A 15149-nucleotide genomic window follows, 5' to 3' on the forward strand; every position below is an offset into this window, starting at 1 on the left:
CGTTCGGGTATGAGCTCGGATTGTTGAAGCGCATCCGGCGATCCGGCTGGTGGCATGCGGGCGTCCGGGATCCCGAGTCGGTCGCCGAGCACACGGCGCGAGCCGCGCAGCTCGCCGCGATCCTCGCGGCCGAGGAGGGCGGAGACCCCGCCCGAGCGGCGTTCCTCGCGTTGTGGCACGACAGCCAGGAGACCCGCACCGGCGACCTACCACACACCGCCATCGCGTACCTGGACAAGCCGGACCCGTCCCGGATCACCGCCGACCAGACCCGGCAACTCCCGGAACGCAGCCGCAACGCGGTCCAGCAAGCGGTCGACGAATATGAGTCGCGCCAATCGTTGGAGGCGGTGTGCGCCAGAGATGCCGACAAACTCGAGATGCTGCTGCAGGCCGTCGAATACCGCGACACAGGCATCCAGCGAGTCGATGGCTGGATCGAGTCGGCCCGCACCAGCCTCCAGACCGAAACCGCCCGCCGAGTCGCCGACGCGGCGACGACGCTGTCCCCCTTGGCCTGGCGCGACCGGTAATGCCCTACCGAACCCCTCCACGTCCATTGAGCGGCAAAGACGAGGAGTCCGTTAAGGTCTTCGGCGTTGACGCCTGTCCGTGGGACATTCCGGTGCCTGAGTGACGGCCGCGCACATACGGGACGTGGTTGGCAACGGTACTGAGACCTAACTCCGCGCACGAGCGAGCACACGGCAACACCGACGTCCGGCAACACCCACTCACAGACCACCCCCGCGTCTGTGGGGAACACCACTCACGCCCGGGCAGTTCGGCAACCAGCCGGAACCACCCCGTGTGCGCGGGGGCAACTGCATCCTGGAGCTTCACGGCCGGCGCCTGGTCGGACTCGCGCGTGCGCGGATGTACCCGGAGGGCAGCGGCAGGCCGCAGGACGGGCCACCCCGCGTACGCGGGGAGCACCCACCCGACGCACCGCTGCGCTGGCTAGAGCCCGGACCATCCCCGCGTACGCGGGGATGGTCCGGAGTTCGGTCATACGGGAGTTGTCCGGGGAAAGTGCTCCCCGCGCACGCGGGGATGGTCCCCTCGACCCTGGCTCCGTCAAGTGCCAGGTGTTGTGCTCCCCGCGCACGCGGGGATGGTCCCGGGAACGCCGGCCGCCCCCGCGGACCCGCTCGGTGCTCCCCGCGCACGCGGGGATGGTCCCCACTACCAGCAGGGCGTCACGGCTCAGGGCGTGTGCTCCCCGCGCACGCGGGGATGGTCCCGTCAAGCCGAACCGGGTGTGGCGCAACGTGCCGTGATCCCCGCGTACGCGGGGATGGTCCCATGATGCAGGTTGGGTTGTACGGGGGGTTCGGGTGCTCCCCGCGCACGCGGGGATGGTCCCGGGCGCGTGATTCGCCTGGAGCAGTCCGCGGCATGCTCCCCACGCACGCGGGGATGGTCCGCGCGCCCGAGGCCGCCAGAGCGGCCAGTTCCTGTGCTCCCCGCGCACGCGGAGATGGGCCCGCGTTGCCGACCCGTTCATCGGGGGCCACAAGGTGCTCCTCGCGCACGTGGGATGGTGCGTCGCCAGGACTCGGGCGTACCCGAGTTGCGTCGTCTCCATCGTTGCCTGCGCCGGCGGCTTCGTAAGGGCGGTCAGCTGTTGAGGTAGGTGAGGACGGCGCGGACGCGGCGGTGGGCGTCGTCGGATGGGGGGAGGTCGAGTTTGGCGAAGATGTTGGTGATGTGCTTCTCGACCGAGACAGGGGCCAGGACAAGCGTCGCGCAGATGGCGGTGTTCGACAGGCCCTGGGCCATCAGGTGAAGGACCTCGCGTTCGCGGGGAGTGAGGCCTTCGACGCCGTGGTTGCGGGCGTTGCGGGTGAAGAGTTGGCGGACGACCTCGGGGTCCAGGGCGGTGCCGCCGGCGGCGACGCGTTCGACGGCGTCGAGGAAGTCGTCCAGGTCGGTGACGCGGTCCTTGAGCAGGTAGCCTACGCCGCCGCGGCCGTCGGCGAGGAGGTCGGCGGCGTAGGCGCGTTCGACGTACTGCGACACGATGAGGACCTTCGCGGAGGGGTCGGCGGAGCGCACCCTCAGCGCCGCGCGGAGGCCTTCGTCGCGGAAGCCGGGTGGCAGGCGGACGTCGACGATCGACAGGTCGGGCTGGTGCTCCGTGACGGCATCGACGAGGGCGTCGGCGGTGTCGACGGCGGCGACGACGGTGTGGCCGGTGTCGGTGAGGAGGCGGATCATGCCGTCGCGGAGGAGGAGCAGGTCTTCGGCGATCACGATGCGCATGGCAGCTCCGCGTGCAGGACGGTGGGCCCGCCGGGCGGGCTGGACAGGGTGAGGGTGCCGTCGAGGGCTTCGACGCGGCGGCGCAGGCCGTCGAGGCCGGTGCCGGTGGGGTCGGCGCCGCCGCGGCCGTCGTCGGTGACCGTGACGTGGACTGTGTCGCCGGTACGGCGGATGTCGACGGCTCCGGTCGATGCCGATGCGTGTTTGGCGGCGTTGGTGAGGCCTTCGGCGACGACGAAGTAGGCGGCGGACTCGACGGCGGCCGGGTACCGCTCGTCACCCAGCGACCCGCCCGACGAGCCGCCCAGCGAGCCGCCCAGCGTGACGGGGAACGGGCTGTCGCCGGCGAGGGCGGCGAGCGCGGCGTGCAGGCCCCGGTCGGTGAGGATCGGCGGGTGGATGCCCCGGACGAGGCGACGCAGCTCAGCCAGGGCGTCGTCGAGCTGGCGGCGGGCGAGGGCCACGTCGGGCGCGGCGTCGCCGTCGGTGCGCAGTTTGCGGGCGGCGAGAGCGAGCGTCATCCCGGCGGCGACGATGCGGGCCTGCGCGCCGTCGTGCAGGTCGCGTTCGATGCGGCGCAGCTCGGCGGCCTGCGCGTCGACGACCCGGCGGCGGGTCTCGGCGAGCCGTGCGGCCCGCTCGACGAGCCGGCGGTGCTCGCCCGGCGCGAGCAGTGCTGAGGCCAGCCGGGCGAGGCCGGTCGCGAGGGTACGGACGAACCAGGCGGCGACCGGCAGCAGCGCCAGCCCGACCACGGTGAGCCCGAACCGGCCGGGAACGGTGGTCATGAGCGGCTTCATCGGCCACGGCGCGTGCGGGTTCGGCACCCCCCACGCCCACAGCGGCGCGACGATCGAGCCGAGGTCGACGATCGCGACGACAAGCCCGGCGACGCCGCAGGCCAGGCCCAGCGGGAAGAGCACGACCAGCCAGGCAAGGTCCCGCCAGGTAGCCGGCTGGGCAGCGACGCCGGCAACCCGCGAACGCCAGGCGCCGGCGACCGGCACGTACGGCGCGGCAATCGGCGCACCGAGCACCCAGCCCGCCCGGCGCCGCTCCACGGAAGCCAACGCGCGGGTGACCCAGGCCGCGCCGAGGAACGCGGGCCCGCCGAGCTGGGTGACGGCCAGCAGCGTGACGACCACGGTGGCGGCGATGCTCCAGACGAACCCGGCCACCCCGGCGATCGGTGCGGTCGCCAGGTACGCCAGCGGCCGCACCGAACCCATGATCTTGCGCATCATCGCAGATGGTACGGGGTCAGACCCGGCTCGCCAGCGCCCGCCGCCGCAGCATGAGCCGCGTGGGCAGGAACCCGGCGATCAGCCCGAGGGCAGCGACGCCGCCGGCCATCGCCGCGTACGTGAGAGGCTCGACGAACACCCGGAAGACGCCGTCCTGGGCGATGCTGAACGCCCCGACCACGATCCCGGTCACCGCGGCGCCGAGCAGCAGCCCGACGAGGACGGTGACGACGGCCTCGGCGCCGGCGAGGCGGTGCAGCTGCGGGGTGGTCGCCCCGATGAGACGCAGGTCGGCGTATTCGCGGCGGCGGGCCGTGGCGGCGATCGCGAACGTGTTGACGACGGCGATCGCGGTGAACCCGAGCGAGATGACGACCATGAGCTCCCAGGCGCCCTGCTGGTTCGACGCGTCGCCGGGCGGCGCGGCGTCGAGCGTCGGGGTGAGCCGCAGCCCGGGGAACTCGGCGCGGATCCGTTCGTCGGTGCCCGGCGTGTACCGGAGGCCGGCCGTGCGCACGAGCCCGCGCGGGTCGTGGGCGGCGACGAGTTCGGCGGGTAGCACGAGGTCGCCGAAGCCGCGCGATCGCTCGTACACCATGGAAAGGCGCAACTGTTGCTGCTGGCCGTCGGGAAGCCACAGCGGGACGAGGTCGCCGACGTTCCAGTTGTACTGCCGGACGAGTGCCGCGCTGGCCGCGAACCCGTCGGCGGTGTACGCGCCGGCGACGACGCCGAGGTCGAGAGCGGCGTCGGTGCCGGTGACGAGGAGGCCCTGCGCCGGGTAGTCCTCGGGCTTGCCGCCCTGCGCGACGATCACCCGGGTCGGCAGCTGCGCGGCGGCACCGGTCACGCCGGGCACCGCGGCCAGGCGGCGCACGGCGTCCAGCGGCAGCCCGCCGGCACCGGCGACCTGGGCCGTGGCGGGCGCCGAGCGGGCCACCTGCTCCTGCCCGGCCAGCCGGCTCGACAGCGCGCCGTTGAGCAGCATGACGGTGTTGATCGCGAACATGAGCACGAGCGGGACGGCGACGGCGGAGACCCGGCGGTACTCGGCGCGGGCGACGAGCCCGGCCAGCCCGAACGGCCGGGCGACGATCGTGGTCAGCAGGCGGACGAGCAGCGGGCCGGTGGCGGCGACCGCGCACAGCAGCAGGGCGGAGGAGATGAAGCTCATCCCCATGCCGAACGGCCCGTCCAGCGGCACGAACGTGAGCACCGCGACCGCGCCCGCCGTCGCGACCAGCGCGGCGAGGACCCGCACGACGAGGCCGCCGGTCGGTGCCGTCGCCGTCTCCACGAGGGCCTGGGTCGGCGCGATCCGCACCGCCCGCCGCCCGGCGATCCGCGCCGCGACGAACGTGACCAGGACCCCGGCAGCCGCCGCGAGCAGCAGCACCGGCACGTTGGCGCGGACCTCGAACTGGGCCGGCACCGCGCCGAGCGTCTGGAACCGGGCGGCGACGACCCCGGCGAAAAGCACGCCGAGCGGGGCGGCGGGCAGCGCGGCGACGGCGGCGAGGACGGCGCTCTCCAGGCCGAGGACGCGGCGCAGCTGCTTCGGGGTGGCGCCGATCGCCCGCAGCAGCGCCAGCTCGCGCAGCCGCTGCCGGACGCTGAGCGTGACGGTGCCGGTGAGGACGAAGATCGCCGCGAACGCGGTGATGCCGATGACGAACCCGAAGATGGAGATCGGGCCGATGTAGTCCGGCAGCGCACCGGGCAGGTCGGCGCGGACCCGGTCGGCGCCGGTGAGGACGTCGGCGGCACCGGCGGCGGCGCGGATCCGCGCCGGATCGACCGTGCCGAAGATCCCGACCGCGGTCGGCCCCGGCAGCCCCGACACGGCGGCGACGTCGGCGTCGGCGAGGAACAGCGCGCCCTGCGCGGGCAGCCCGTCCCGGCCGGCGGGTGCGGCGATGCCGCTGATCCGCACGGTTCGGGCCCCGGTCCGGGTGGTGACCCGCAGCTCGTCGCCGACCGCGACGTGTCCTCGTGCCGCGAGGTCCGCGTCGATCACGGCCTCACCTGCGCCAGGCTTGTTGCCGTTCTTCATGGTGTACGGGGTGAGCACCGCCGACGCCCAGCCGTGCCCGATGACGGGCGCGTCGTCGGCGCCCCGCAGCGGGCGACCGTCCCCGGTGGTCGCCTGCACCGGGAACGCGTAGTCGGCGACGGTCGAGCTGACCCCTGGCACGGCGGCGATCCGGCCGGCGAGGTCGACCGGCAGGGTGCCGGCGCCGGTCAGCCGCTCGGTCTTGACCTTGCGCTTGACCTTGGTCTTGCCTACCTTCTTGTGCTTGGTGGTCACCGTCTCCAGGCTGATCTCCCGCTCGCCCGCCACGACCGCGGAGGTCGCGGCGAACCGGTCCGCCGGGGGTTTCGCGGTGAGGACGGAGAACAGCAGCAGCCCGCCGCCGGCGAGCAGCGCCACGGCGAGGAGCGCGGCGACGAACGTGCCGGCGTATGCGCCGCGGTGCCGGCGCAGGGTGGCGATCGCGAGGCGGATCATCGGGCGCTCCCGGTCATCGTCGTGGCCTTGCGGTCGGTGACGGCGGTCATCTGGGCGGCGACCTGGGCCGCCGACGGGTTCGCCAGCTCCGTCACGATCTGGCCGTCGGCGAGGAAGACCACCCGGTCCGCCCTCGCCGCGGCCGCTGGGTCGTGCGTCACCATGACGACCGTCGTGTGCAGGCCGTCGACCGCCTCACGCAGCAGGTCGAGCACCTCCCGGCCGGTCGTCAGGTCCAGCGCGCCGGTCGGCTCGTCGGCGAAGATCACCTCGGGCCGGGCGGCGAGCGCCCTTGCGAGGGCGACCCGCTGCCGCTGCCCGCCGGACAGTTGCGCGGGGCGGTCGTCCTCCCGCCCGGCGAGCCCGACCCGGCGCACGACCTCCCGCGCCCACGCCCGGTCCGGCCGCGCCCCGGCGAGCCGCTGGGGCAGCAGCACGTTGTGCCAGACGGAGAGGGAGTCGATCAGGTTGTACGACTGGAAGACGAACCCGACCAGTTTCCGCCGGGCCTCGGTGAGCTTCGGCTCCCGCAGCCGCCCGATCTCCTGACCGGCCAGCAGCACCCGGCCGGAGTCCGGCCGGTCCAGGCCCGCCGCGCACTGCAGCAGCGTGGACTTGCCCGAGCCGGACGGCCCCATCACCGCGTTGAACGTGCCGGCGGTGAACGCCGCCGACACCCCGTCCAGCGCCCGGACCCCGGCGCCCGGGTACGTCTTCGTCACGTCGAGCAGCTCGACGGCCACCGTGTTTCGCATGCACCTCAGCGTTGTCGAGCGCCGCCGATCAGGGCACACGGCCGGCCCTGGTCTTCGTGGTAGGGCTGTCCCTACCCTGCCCGCGGCGGCGCCGGCCCGGCGGAGGGTCAGCGGCGATCGCGAACCGTGTGTAGGTTGTCGCCGAGAGGCGGGCGGGCCCGTCTGTGACGACCCCACAGGAGTGCGCATGATCGCCCGGTCCGCTGTCCGCCGTGCCCTGTTGGTGGCACTCGCCGTCGTCTGCGCCGTGGTCGGCTCGCTGGTGGCCGCCGCGCCGGGCCACGCGGCGCCCGCCTACGCGTCGTTCAAGGTGCTGGTCTTCTCCAAGACGACCGGGTTCCGGCACGACTCGATCCCCGCGGGCGTCCAGGCCATCCGCGACCTGGGCGCCGCCGACAACTTCACCGTCGACGCCACCGAGGACGACGCGGTCTTCACCGACGCCGGTCTCGCCCCGTACCGGACGGTGATCTTCCTGTCGACCACCGGCGACCCCGTCACGACCCAGGCCGGGAAGGACGCGTTCCAGCGGTACATCCAGCGCGGCGGCGGCTTCGTCGGGGTGCACGCGGCAAGCGACAGCGGCTACGCATGGGCCTGGTACGGCAAGCTCGTCGGCGCCTACTTCAAGGGGCACCCGGCCCCGCAGCCCGCCCGGCTCGTCGTCGAGGACACCGCGCACCCGGCCACGCAAGGGCTGGCCGCGTCGTTCACCCGGACCGACGAGTGGTACGACTTCCAGGCCAACCCCCGCGGTGCCGTGCACGTGCTCACGTCGGTCGACAACACGTCCTACACCGGCTCGACGATGGGCGGCGACCACCCCACCACCTGGTGCCAGAACTACGACGGCGGCCGGTCCTTCTACACCGCGCTCGGGCACACCGCCGAGAGCTACACCGAGGCCGCGTTCCTGCACATCCTGCTCGGCGGCATCCTCACCACCGCCGGCGCGGTCGCCGGGGACTGCGCGGTGCCCACGAACACCGTGATCAGCCTGCGGGCCCGGGCCAACAACAGGTACGTCACGGCCGAGAACGGTGGCGGCTCGCCGCTGATCGCCAACCGCACCGCGATCGGCCCCTGGGAACAGTTCGACAGGATCGACGCGGGCAACGGGCTGATCGCGCTGCGCGCGCACGCCAACAACCAGTACGTCTGCGCGGAGAGCGGCGGCAACGCGTCGCTGATCGCCAACCGTGGCGCCGTCGGCTCGTGGGAGAAGTTCCAGCTCGTCCGCAACGGCGACGGCACGGTCAGCCTCAAGGCGGACGTCAACGGCAGGTACGTCACGGCGGAGAACGGCGGCAACGCCGCGCTGATCGCCAACCGCACCGCGATCGGCCCCTGGGAACAGTTCGACCTCATCGGCTGAGCCGGGAGGCTCCGTCCGCTACGTCGCCGCGGCGGTCACCGGTGCGGCGGTCAGCAGCCGGTCGACGGCGTCCGCGGACATCGGGCGGGCGAAGTGGTAGCCCTGCGCGGTCCGGTAGCCGAGTGCGGCGAGCCGCTGCGCCTGCTCCGGCACCTCGATCCCTTCCGCGACGACGTCCAGTCCGACGACCCGGGCCAGGGCCAGCACCGCGGCCGGCATGGCCCCGGCGCGTCCCGGGGCCGAACGCTGCACGAACGACCGATCGAGCTTGATCTCGTCGACCGGCAGGTTCTGCAGCAGCGTGAGCGACGACTGGTCGGTGCCGAAGTCGTCGAGGGCGACGCGGACGCCCATCCGGCGCAGCGCCTCCAGGTGCGTGACGGCGTCGCCCAGCGCCACGGCGGTGCTCTCGGTGATCTCGAGGGTGAGCCGGTGCGGCGCGAGGCCCGTGTCGGCGAGCACCGCGGCGACCCGGTCGGTGAAGGAGGCCTCGGCGAGCTGACGCGCGGAGACGTTGACGTTGACGGCGGCCGGTGCCAGCGGGCCGTGCTCGGCCGACCAGGAGGCCAGCTGCCGGCACGCCTCGCGCAGCACCAGGTCGCCGACCGCCACGATGAGACCGGTCCGCTCGGCGACCGGGATGAACTCGGCCGGCGGCAGCGTCCCACGGGTGGGGTGCGCCCACCGCACCAGCGCCTCGACGGCGGTCATGCGGCCGCTGTCCAGCGACACGATCGGCTGGTACTCCACGAACAGCTCGCCGTTGTCGACGGCCTGGCGCAGCTGGGCGCCGAGCGCGGCCGAGCCGGCCACCGCACCGGCCATGCCGTCGGTGTACGGGAGGCAGTTGCTGCCACCGCCGTGCTTGGCGGCGTACATCGCGATGTCGGCACGGCGCAGCAGCTCACCGGCGTCGTCGCCGGGTCGGCCGCCGGCGATGCCGATGCTGGCGCGCACGAGCAGCTCGTGCCCGTCGGCCACGACCGGTTCGCCGAGGGCGGCGATCATCCGCTGCGCCACCTGTTCGGCGACGGCGGGGGTGACGTCGTCGAGGATCACCACGAACTCGTCGCCGCCCAGGCGCGCCACCACGTCGCCGGGGCGGACGGCCGCGACGAGGCGCCGGGCCACGGCGAGCAGCAGCGCGTCGCCGGCCGCGTGGCCGAGCGTGTCGTTGACGGTCTTGAAGTCGTCGAGGTCGACGAGCGCGACGCTGACGCCGTGCCCGGTCGTCGACGACAGCGCCGCGGCGAGCCGGTCGTTGAACAGCGCCCGGTTGGGCAGCTGGGTGAGCGCGTCGTGGGTCGCGTTGTGGTCCAGGCGGGCGACCAGGCGGGCGTTCTCCCGGAACACGGTGATCTGCCGCCACACCACCAGCGCGGTCAACGCCACGGCGGCCACCGCCGCGAGGCGCTCGTCACCGTCGTCGGTGAAGATGGCGACCAGCAGCAGCGTGTCGACGGCCGCCACGGCGAGGTAGGGGAGGTTGCTCGACGGCCGGGTGCCCGCCTGGCGTCGCTGGCCCGGCGCGGTGGGCTCCTGCCACTGCCGTTTCGCCGCCGCCGTCGCGCAGATCATCACCACGGGCACGGTGATCTGGGACAGCCCCAGGTGCGGCTGGTCCACGATGAACCGTTGCAGGAAGCCGCTGAGCGCGCCGCCGATCATGCCCGCGGCGAACAGGTGCAACGCGCCGCGGGCCACGAACATGTGCCCGGAGAGCGCGACCTTCGCGATGGCGAACACCGCGAGCAGCTCCAGGACGAGGGTGAAGCTGGCCGCGATCAGCGACGGCGCCCGGTAGTTGCCGGCCTCGAGCAGCGGGCGGGCCTGGTAATGCCACATGAACACCGTCGCCGCCACCAGCACCGTGCCGGCGTCCATGCCGATCCGCATCCGGTCGCCACGGCTGGTGGTGCCCAGCGGCAACCGCCACAGACCCCACAGCAGGGTCAGCACGGCGCTGCTGTAGGCGGCCACGGTGACGGGGGAGAGGTCCTGGCTGGCGACGCCGCTGCCGAGCGCGTCGCGGGCGTTCGAGGCGACGCCGACCCCGGCCAGCGCCGCGCAGATGGCCAGGTGCTTCCAGAAGCGCCGGGTCGGTGCCGGGAACCGGGCCGATCGGGCGATCCTCGCCGCGGCGAACACCGGGACCACCACCGACAGGGGTCCCGCCAGCCACAGCAACACCAGCGGGGTCCGGGGACCGGACAGGTTGACGGCGAAGACGGCCACGGCGAACGCCGCCAGCACGGTCGAGGCGAGCGTCGGTCCGCCCGCCTCCTGGGCACGACGCTGGAGCCGCCGTGACATCACCAGCAGCTTCCCGTCATGCATCGCGGCCTCCGATCGAACACAGCACTGCTGTCACCGTCGGCGGTCGCGGGCCGGCGCTGAGCGGATTGCCCATCCGCACCGCGATCGCAGCCCGCCGGCAACGGCTCATCCCGACGGTCCCAAGCGGAACATCGCGTCTTTTCGTCAGGTGTACTGGCCGTGCCGGTCGACGAACCGCCGGCCGTCGTGGCTGCGGACGGCGGGCGTGGGGTCCGCGCGGAGCGCGTCGAGGGTGCGCACGGCGAAGACCTCACTCATGCCCGCGGTGACCTGGTCGGCGGTCCACCAGTCGACGGCGGCCGCCTCGTCCGTCGCCGCCGGGGTGCCCGCGACGAGACGGGCCCGGAAGACGAGCGCGACGATGCCGGCGGTCACGGTCTTGTAGATGCCGGTCAGCCGCTCCGGTTCGATCTCCACCCGGGTTTCTTCGAGCACCTCACGGCGGACGCCCGCCTGCGGGGTCTCGTCGAGCTCCAGGATGCCACCGGGGATCTCCCATGCGCCGTTGTCGCGTCGCTGGATGACGAGCACCCGGCCGCCGTCGTCGGTGACCACCGCGGCGACGCTGACCGAGTGGCGCGGGAACTGGGTCATGGTTGTCCCTTCCTGTGGCCGGCGGGTCTGTCGGGTTCCCTGCGCTCGCCTTGGTGAGACGATGATCGATTCTTAGCATCGGGTCATGTCCTGGTTACCGAGGTTGTGGCGCGCCCTTCCCGCCGGCATCGTCCTGCTGGGGACGATGCTCCCAGCCGGCCCGGCCGCGGCCGCCCCCTGCACCGGTGTGACGTGCGTCCGGTACTACGCGGACATCACCGTCGCCGCGACGGTCGACCCGGCGACGCCCGTCCTCGCCGGCGTGATCCACAGCTACACGGTCCAGGTGACCAACACGGGCTGGCGCGTCGGCGGGAACACCGCGCCGCGGCCGGGGATCGGTCCGGACTCCGGACCGGTGTACGTGCACCTGCGCCGGGCGCCGGGTGAACTGGACATCCTCTTCACCAACGACAGCGGGGTGCCCTTCGACTGCTTCCGGTGGGGCAGCGGCGCCGGCCACGTGGTCTGCCACGCCGAAAGCCTCCCGACGGGCACGACCAGCCAGTTCACGTACTACTTCCAGACACCGGCCGTGCCGGGCACCTACCAGTTCGGCATCGACGTCGACTCCTACCAGTGGACGGAGTACGACGAGACCAACAACGCGGTCACCCTGACCTACAGCGTCGGCTGACCCGGCCGGGCGCCCACGCGGGAGGACCGGACCGGGATGCGCTGACGCATCACTGGCGTGCACCGGCGTCAGGTGTGCCCGAGCCGCGGGGACGTCGTTGACCGACGTACCGCCCGGTGACGAAGATGGCCACGGTCGAGGCCGTGCCGGCGCCCATCACGGTCACGCCCTCGACCGGCGAGCCGAGCTCGGCGTAGTGCCACGCGAGCCACGCCATGGTCAGCACGCAGCCGAATCCGAGCACCACACCCGCGCACTGCTTCGCCCAGTCGGCCCAGGCCAACCGGTGGGCGTGGCGGCGCTCCGCCTTCAGCAGCTCGATCAGCTCCCCGGCGGTGCCGGGCGACGCCTTCTCCCACTCGGCGAGCCTGTCCCAGGTGGCGAGGTCACGCCAGCCGTGATCCGCGGCGGCACCGGCGGGGTCGGCAGGCCGTGCGACAGTCCGGCGCTCGCTCACGACGTGCTCCTCGCGCGGTCGTGGGCCGTCGCGGCGGGCGGCCCGAGGCGGTGCAGCATCTGGTCGAGGTGCGCTTCCACCCGTGCCAGCGACTCGTCGACGGTGGCCTCGACGCCGGTGGGGGGCGCGGGCGGGGTGAGGTCCAGCGCGTCGAAGAACGCCGCCCACCCCCGCGACGCCCAACGCGGAAGCCGTCGGCGCCGGGCGGGTGGCTCGGGCGGGAGCGACGCGGGCCAGTGCCTCGCCGGTGTCGGTGCTGGTGTCGGCTGCCGACGGCTCGACCCGCAGCTCAACCGGCAGCTCAACCGGCGGCTTGACCGGCGGCTCAACCGGCGGGTTGATCGACGCCGGTCGGTGCTGGAACGTGCGGCCGGCCTCGGGCGTGCGCGTGATGGCGCCTGGTGTCCGCACCTCGGTGATGGCGTCCGCCAAGCGGCGGACCGCATCGTCGATGTCTTCGTCCAGGATTGATGAGAACGCCAGGCGCACCGCGTTCTCGCCGCCGTCCAGGAGGAAGTCGGTGCCCCTGACGAACGCGACCCCGTGCCGCTGCCCTTCCTGCCAGAGCCTGCCGGCGTCGATGCCGTCGGGCAGCTCCACCCACATGAAGTAGCCCCCGTCGGGCTCGGTGAACCTGGCTCCGGGGATGAGCTTGCGCAGGGATGAGGCGAGGGTCGTCGCCCGTTGCCGCAGCGCGGTACGGGTGACCTCAACCGACCGGTCGAGGTCGCCGTTCAAGCAGAACTGGTGCACGATGCCCTGCGACACCATGCTCGGGGACAGGTACTGGTTCGTGGCGCGGCGTGCGATGGCCTCGACCAAGCCCTCCGGACCGATCAGGTAGCCGACCCGGACACCGGGACAGACCGTCTTCGTGAACGAGCCGACGTGCACGACGACGCCCGCCGTGTCCCGCGACAGCAGATCGGGCAGCGGAGCACCCCGGAACCGGATCCGCGCGTACGGGTCGTCCTCGACGACGGTGAACCCGAACTCGTCCGCGAGCTCCAGCAGGGTCGCCCGCCTCGGCTCTGACAGCGTCATGCCCGACGGGTTCTGGAAGGTCGGGATGACGTACGCGAGCCTCGGCCGCAACCCTCCGTCGAGCAGGTGGCGCAACTCGTCGACGTCGAGGCCGTCCCTGTCGAGCGTGACCTGATGGACCTTGGCGCCGAGCCCGCGCAGCCGCAGCAGCACGCGGTCGTAGGTCGGCTTCTCCACCACGACGTCGTCGCCGGGGCGGACCAGATGCTCGAACAGCAGCGAGACGGGCGGAAAATTGTCGCCGGGAGCGGCAAGGTTCCGCCGGTGCGCGGCGTATGTAGCGGCGGAGGTGCACTACGTGGATGCAGTGACCAAGTACGAGTTCACCGAGTTCGTGGAGCAACGCAGTCACGCGCTGTTCCGGTTCGCGTACGCGCTGACCGGTGCGCAACACACCGCAGAGGATCTGCTGCAGGGAGCGCTGGCCAAGGCGCTCATGAAGTGGTCGAGCATCACCGACCAACCCGAGCCATACGTCAAGCGGATCGTGTACCGCGACTGGGTCTCCGGGTGGCGGCACCGCAGCCGCCGGCCGGAGACGTTGATGGCCACGCCGCCCGAGGAGGTCATCGCCGACCCGAGCGAGCGCTCCGACCTGCGGCTGGTGCTCCGCGAGGCGCTGCGGGTGCTGACCCCGCGGCAGCGGGCCGTCATCGTGCTGCGCTACCTCGACGACATGACGGAGCAGCAGGTCGCCGACCTGCTCGGCTGCTCGACCGGCACCGTCGCCAGCTTGACGTCGCGGGCGCTGTCCAAGCTGCGCAGCGCCGCCGCCAGTTCCCCGACCCTGGATGGAGTACCGCTGTGAACAACCCCTTCGACACCGCGCTGCGGGGTGCGCTCGAGGATCTGGTGGACGAGGCCAAGCCGGTCGACCTCGCCGGACCGGCGGTGCGCCGGTATCAGCGGCTGCTGTGGCGGCGCCGCGCGCTGGTCGGGCTGGCCGGGGTGGCGGCGGTCGGCGCGCTCGCGATCCCCTACGCCGTGCTGCCCGACGACACGGCGGCACCCATCACGCCCGGCGCGATCGTCAGCTCGGTGCCGGCGCAGCCGGCGACCCAGCCGGCCTCCCAATCGGCGGTCCCCAGCGCCCCGCCCACTCCGGGCCCGACACCGGCGTTCTCGGCCGGCCCGGTGGACGTCGGCGGTGGTCTCGTCATCGTGGCCGCGCCGGTGCACAACGGCACCCTGGTCCTGAACCGGAGCAAGGGCAGCTACCGCACCGTCCAGTACGGCACCGTCCGTCCGGCACCGTCGGGCGACCTCGCCGCCGTGGTCGACGGCCAGTCCGTGGGCATCCTGAACGTCGGCACCGGCAAGGTCCGCTGGGTCACCGGGCCGAAGATCGTCAGCGCCACACCGGACTGGTCGCCGGACGGCACGCAGCTGGTGTACGCGACGAACGGCACCGAACCGGACAGCATCCAGATGGCGGTCGCCGACGTCGCCGCGGCCACCGCGAGGAAGGTCGGCCCCAACATCGTGTGCCTGGAGCAGTGCGCGCCCGGCTGGCGATCCAACGGCACGGAGCTGACCCAGAAGCTCATCGACGACGGCACGGCCGTGTACTCGGTGGCGACCGGCGCGCGCGTCGGCGACACCGTGCCGGGCGCGGTCCCGGGCCGCCGTTCGTGGTCGCCGGACGGCAGGTTCGTCGTCGCTGCCCAGGGTCGGCAGGCCGCCGTGATCGACCTGTCGACCCGGCAGCCCGTGCTCACCCTGCAGGACGACGCGCGCACCGTGTACTGGACGGGCGCGGACGAGCTGGCCGTGGCGCGCCCCGACGGCGTGGTCCTGCTCGGCCTCGACGGCGCGGTCCGCCGCATCACGCCGCTGCCCGCCGACGTGGTCCCGGACGAGGCCACCTCCCTGGTGCTCGGCCGCCCCTGACCCCAGCTGCCCTGCCCTGTGCTGCCCTGCCCCGGCCGGGCA

Annotated in this window: 12 protein-coding genes and 1 CRISPR repeat array; of the genes, 5 read left to right on the forward strand and 7 right to left on the reverse strand. The window is 73.2% G+C overall.

The genetic code is table 11. From position 1 onward, the window contains the following. Window positions 1-23 precede the first annotated feature (23 nt). The gene (locus ABD332_RS05830; RefSeq protein WP_425552123.1) at window positions 24-533 is read left to right on the forward strand and encodes an HD domain-containing protein; all 510 of its coding nucleotides are present in this window, start codon (window positions 24-26) and stop codon (window positions 531-533) included. A 499-nt stretch (window positions 534-1032) separates the two neighbouring features. Continuing rightward, window positions 1033-1488: a CRISPR direct-repeat array (repeat unit 29 nt; unit sequence GTGCTCCCCGCGCACGCGGGGATGGTCCC). A 132-nt stretch (window positions 1489-1620) separates the two neighbouring features. Here the strand turns inward: ABD332_RS05830 and ABD332_RS05835 are convergent. The 4 genes from ABD332_RS05835 to ABD332_RS05850 are packed head-to-tail and all read right to left on the reverse strand — an operon-like array spanning window position 1621 to window position 6773. Further along, window positions 1621-2265, reverse strand: a complete 645-nt coding sequence (locus ABD332_RS05835; RefSeq protein ID WP_344500257.1) for a response regulator transcription factor — start codon at window positions 2263-2265, stop codon at window positions 1621-1623. Continuing rightward, a complete protein-coding gene (locus ABD332_RS05840; protein ID WP_344500259.1) occupies window positions 2253-3506 on the reverse strand; it encodes a sensor histidine kinase in 1254 nt (417 codons plus the stop codon). Before ABD332_RS05840 ends, ABD332_RS05835 begins: the two co-directional genes overlap by 13 nt. A gap of 19 nt (window positions 3507-3525) precedes the next feature. Further along, entirely contained in the window at window positions 3526-6018 is a 2493-nt protein-coding gene (locus ABD332_RS05845; protein WP_344500261.1) for an ABC transporter permease, read from the reverse strand. Next, entirely contained in the window at window positions 6015-6773 is a 759-nt protein-coding gene (locus tag ABD332_RS05850; protein WP_344500264.1) for an ABC transporter ATP-binding protein, read from the reverse strand. The genes ABD332_RS05845 and ABD332_RS05850 overlap by 4 nt, the downstream gene beginning before the upstream one ends. A 187-nt stretch (window positions 6774-6960) precedes the next feature. Between ABD332_RS05850 and ABD332_RS05855 the strand changes: the two genes are divergently transcribed. Next, window positions 6961-8148 (forward strand): ThuA domain-containing protein, encoded by a 1188-nt coding sequence (locus ABD332_RS05855; RefSeq protein WP_344500266.1) that lies wholly within the window; start codon window positions 6961-6963, stop codon window positions 8146-8148. 18 nt (window positions 8149-8166) lie between these two features. Here the strand turns inward: ABD332_RS05855 and ABD332_RS05860 are convergent, their stop codons facing one another. After that, window positions 8167-10485: a putative bifunctional diguanylate cyclase/phosphodiesterase gene (locus ABD332_RS05860; protein ID WP_344500268.1), complete on the reverse strand. Its 2319-nt coding sequence runs from the start codon at window positions 10483-10485 to the stop codon at window positions 8167-8169. A gap of 144 nt (window positions 10486-10629) precedes the next feature. Beyond that, window positions 10630-11079 carry an NUDIX hydrolase gene (locus tag ABD332_RS05865; RefSeq protein ID WP_344500270.1) on the reverse strand — a complete coding sequence of 150 codons (450 nt, stop codon included), beginning with the start codon at window positions 11077-11079 and terminating at the stop codon, window positions 10630-10632. A gap of 85 nt (window positions 11080-11164) precedes the next feature. Here ABD332_RS05865 and ABD332_RS05870 point away from each other — a divergent pair, with 85 nt between their 5' ends. After that, window positions 11165-11716, forward strand: a complete 552-nt coding sequence (locus ABD332_RS05870; RefSeq protein WP_344500272.1) for a hypothetical protein — start codon at window positions 11165-11167, stop codon at window positions 11714-11716. 49 nt (window positions 11717-11765) lie between these two features. On the opposite strand, the gene ABD332_RS05875 is transcribed toward ABD332_RS05870, so the two are convergent. Then, a complete protein-coding gene (locus tag ABD332_RS05875) occupies window positions 11766-13436 on the reverse strand; it encodes an aminotransferase-like domain-containing protein (RefSeq protein WP_344500746.1) in 1671 nt (556 codons plus the stop codon). Window positions 13437-13515: 79 nt separating this feature from the next. On the opposite strand from ABD332_RS05875, the gene ABD332_RS05880 reads away from it, so the two are divergent. Continuing rightward, window positions 13516-14025 carry a SigE family RNA polymerase sigma factor gene (locus ABD332_RS05880; protein WP_344500274.1) on the forward strand — a complete coding sequence of 170 codons (510 nt, stop codon included), beginning with the start codon at window positions 13516-13518 and terminating at the stop codon, window positions 14023-14025. Beyond that, window positions 14022-15107: a hypothetical protein gene (locus ABD332_RS05885; protein WP_344500276.1), complete on the forward strand. Its 1086-nt coding sequence runs from the start codon at window positions 14022-14024 to the stop codon at window positions 15105-15107. The genes ABD332_RS05880 and ABD332_RS05885 overlap by 4 nt, the downstream gene beginning before the upstream one ends. Window positions 15108-15149: the final 42 nt, after the last annotated feature.

The organism is Dactylosporangium maewongense (assembly GCF_039531485.1).
Lineage (GTDB): Bacteria > Actinomycetota > Actinomycetes > Mycobacteriales > Micromonosporaceae > Dactylosporangium > Dactylosporangium maewongense.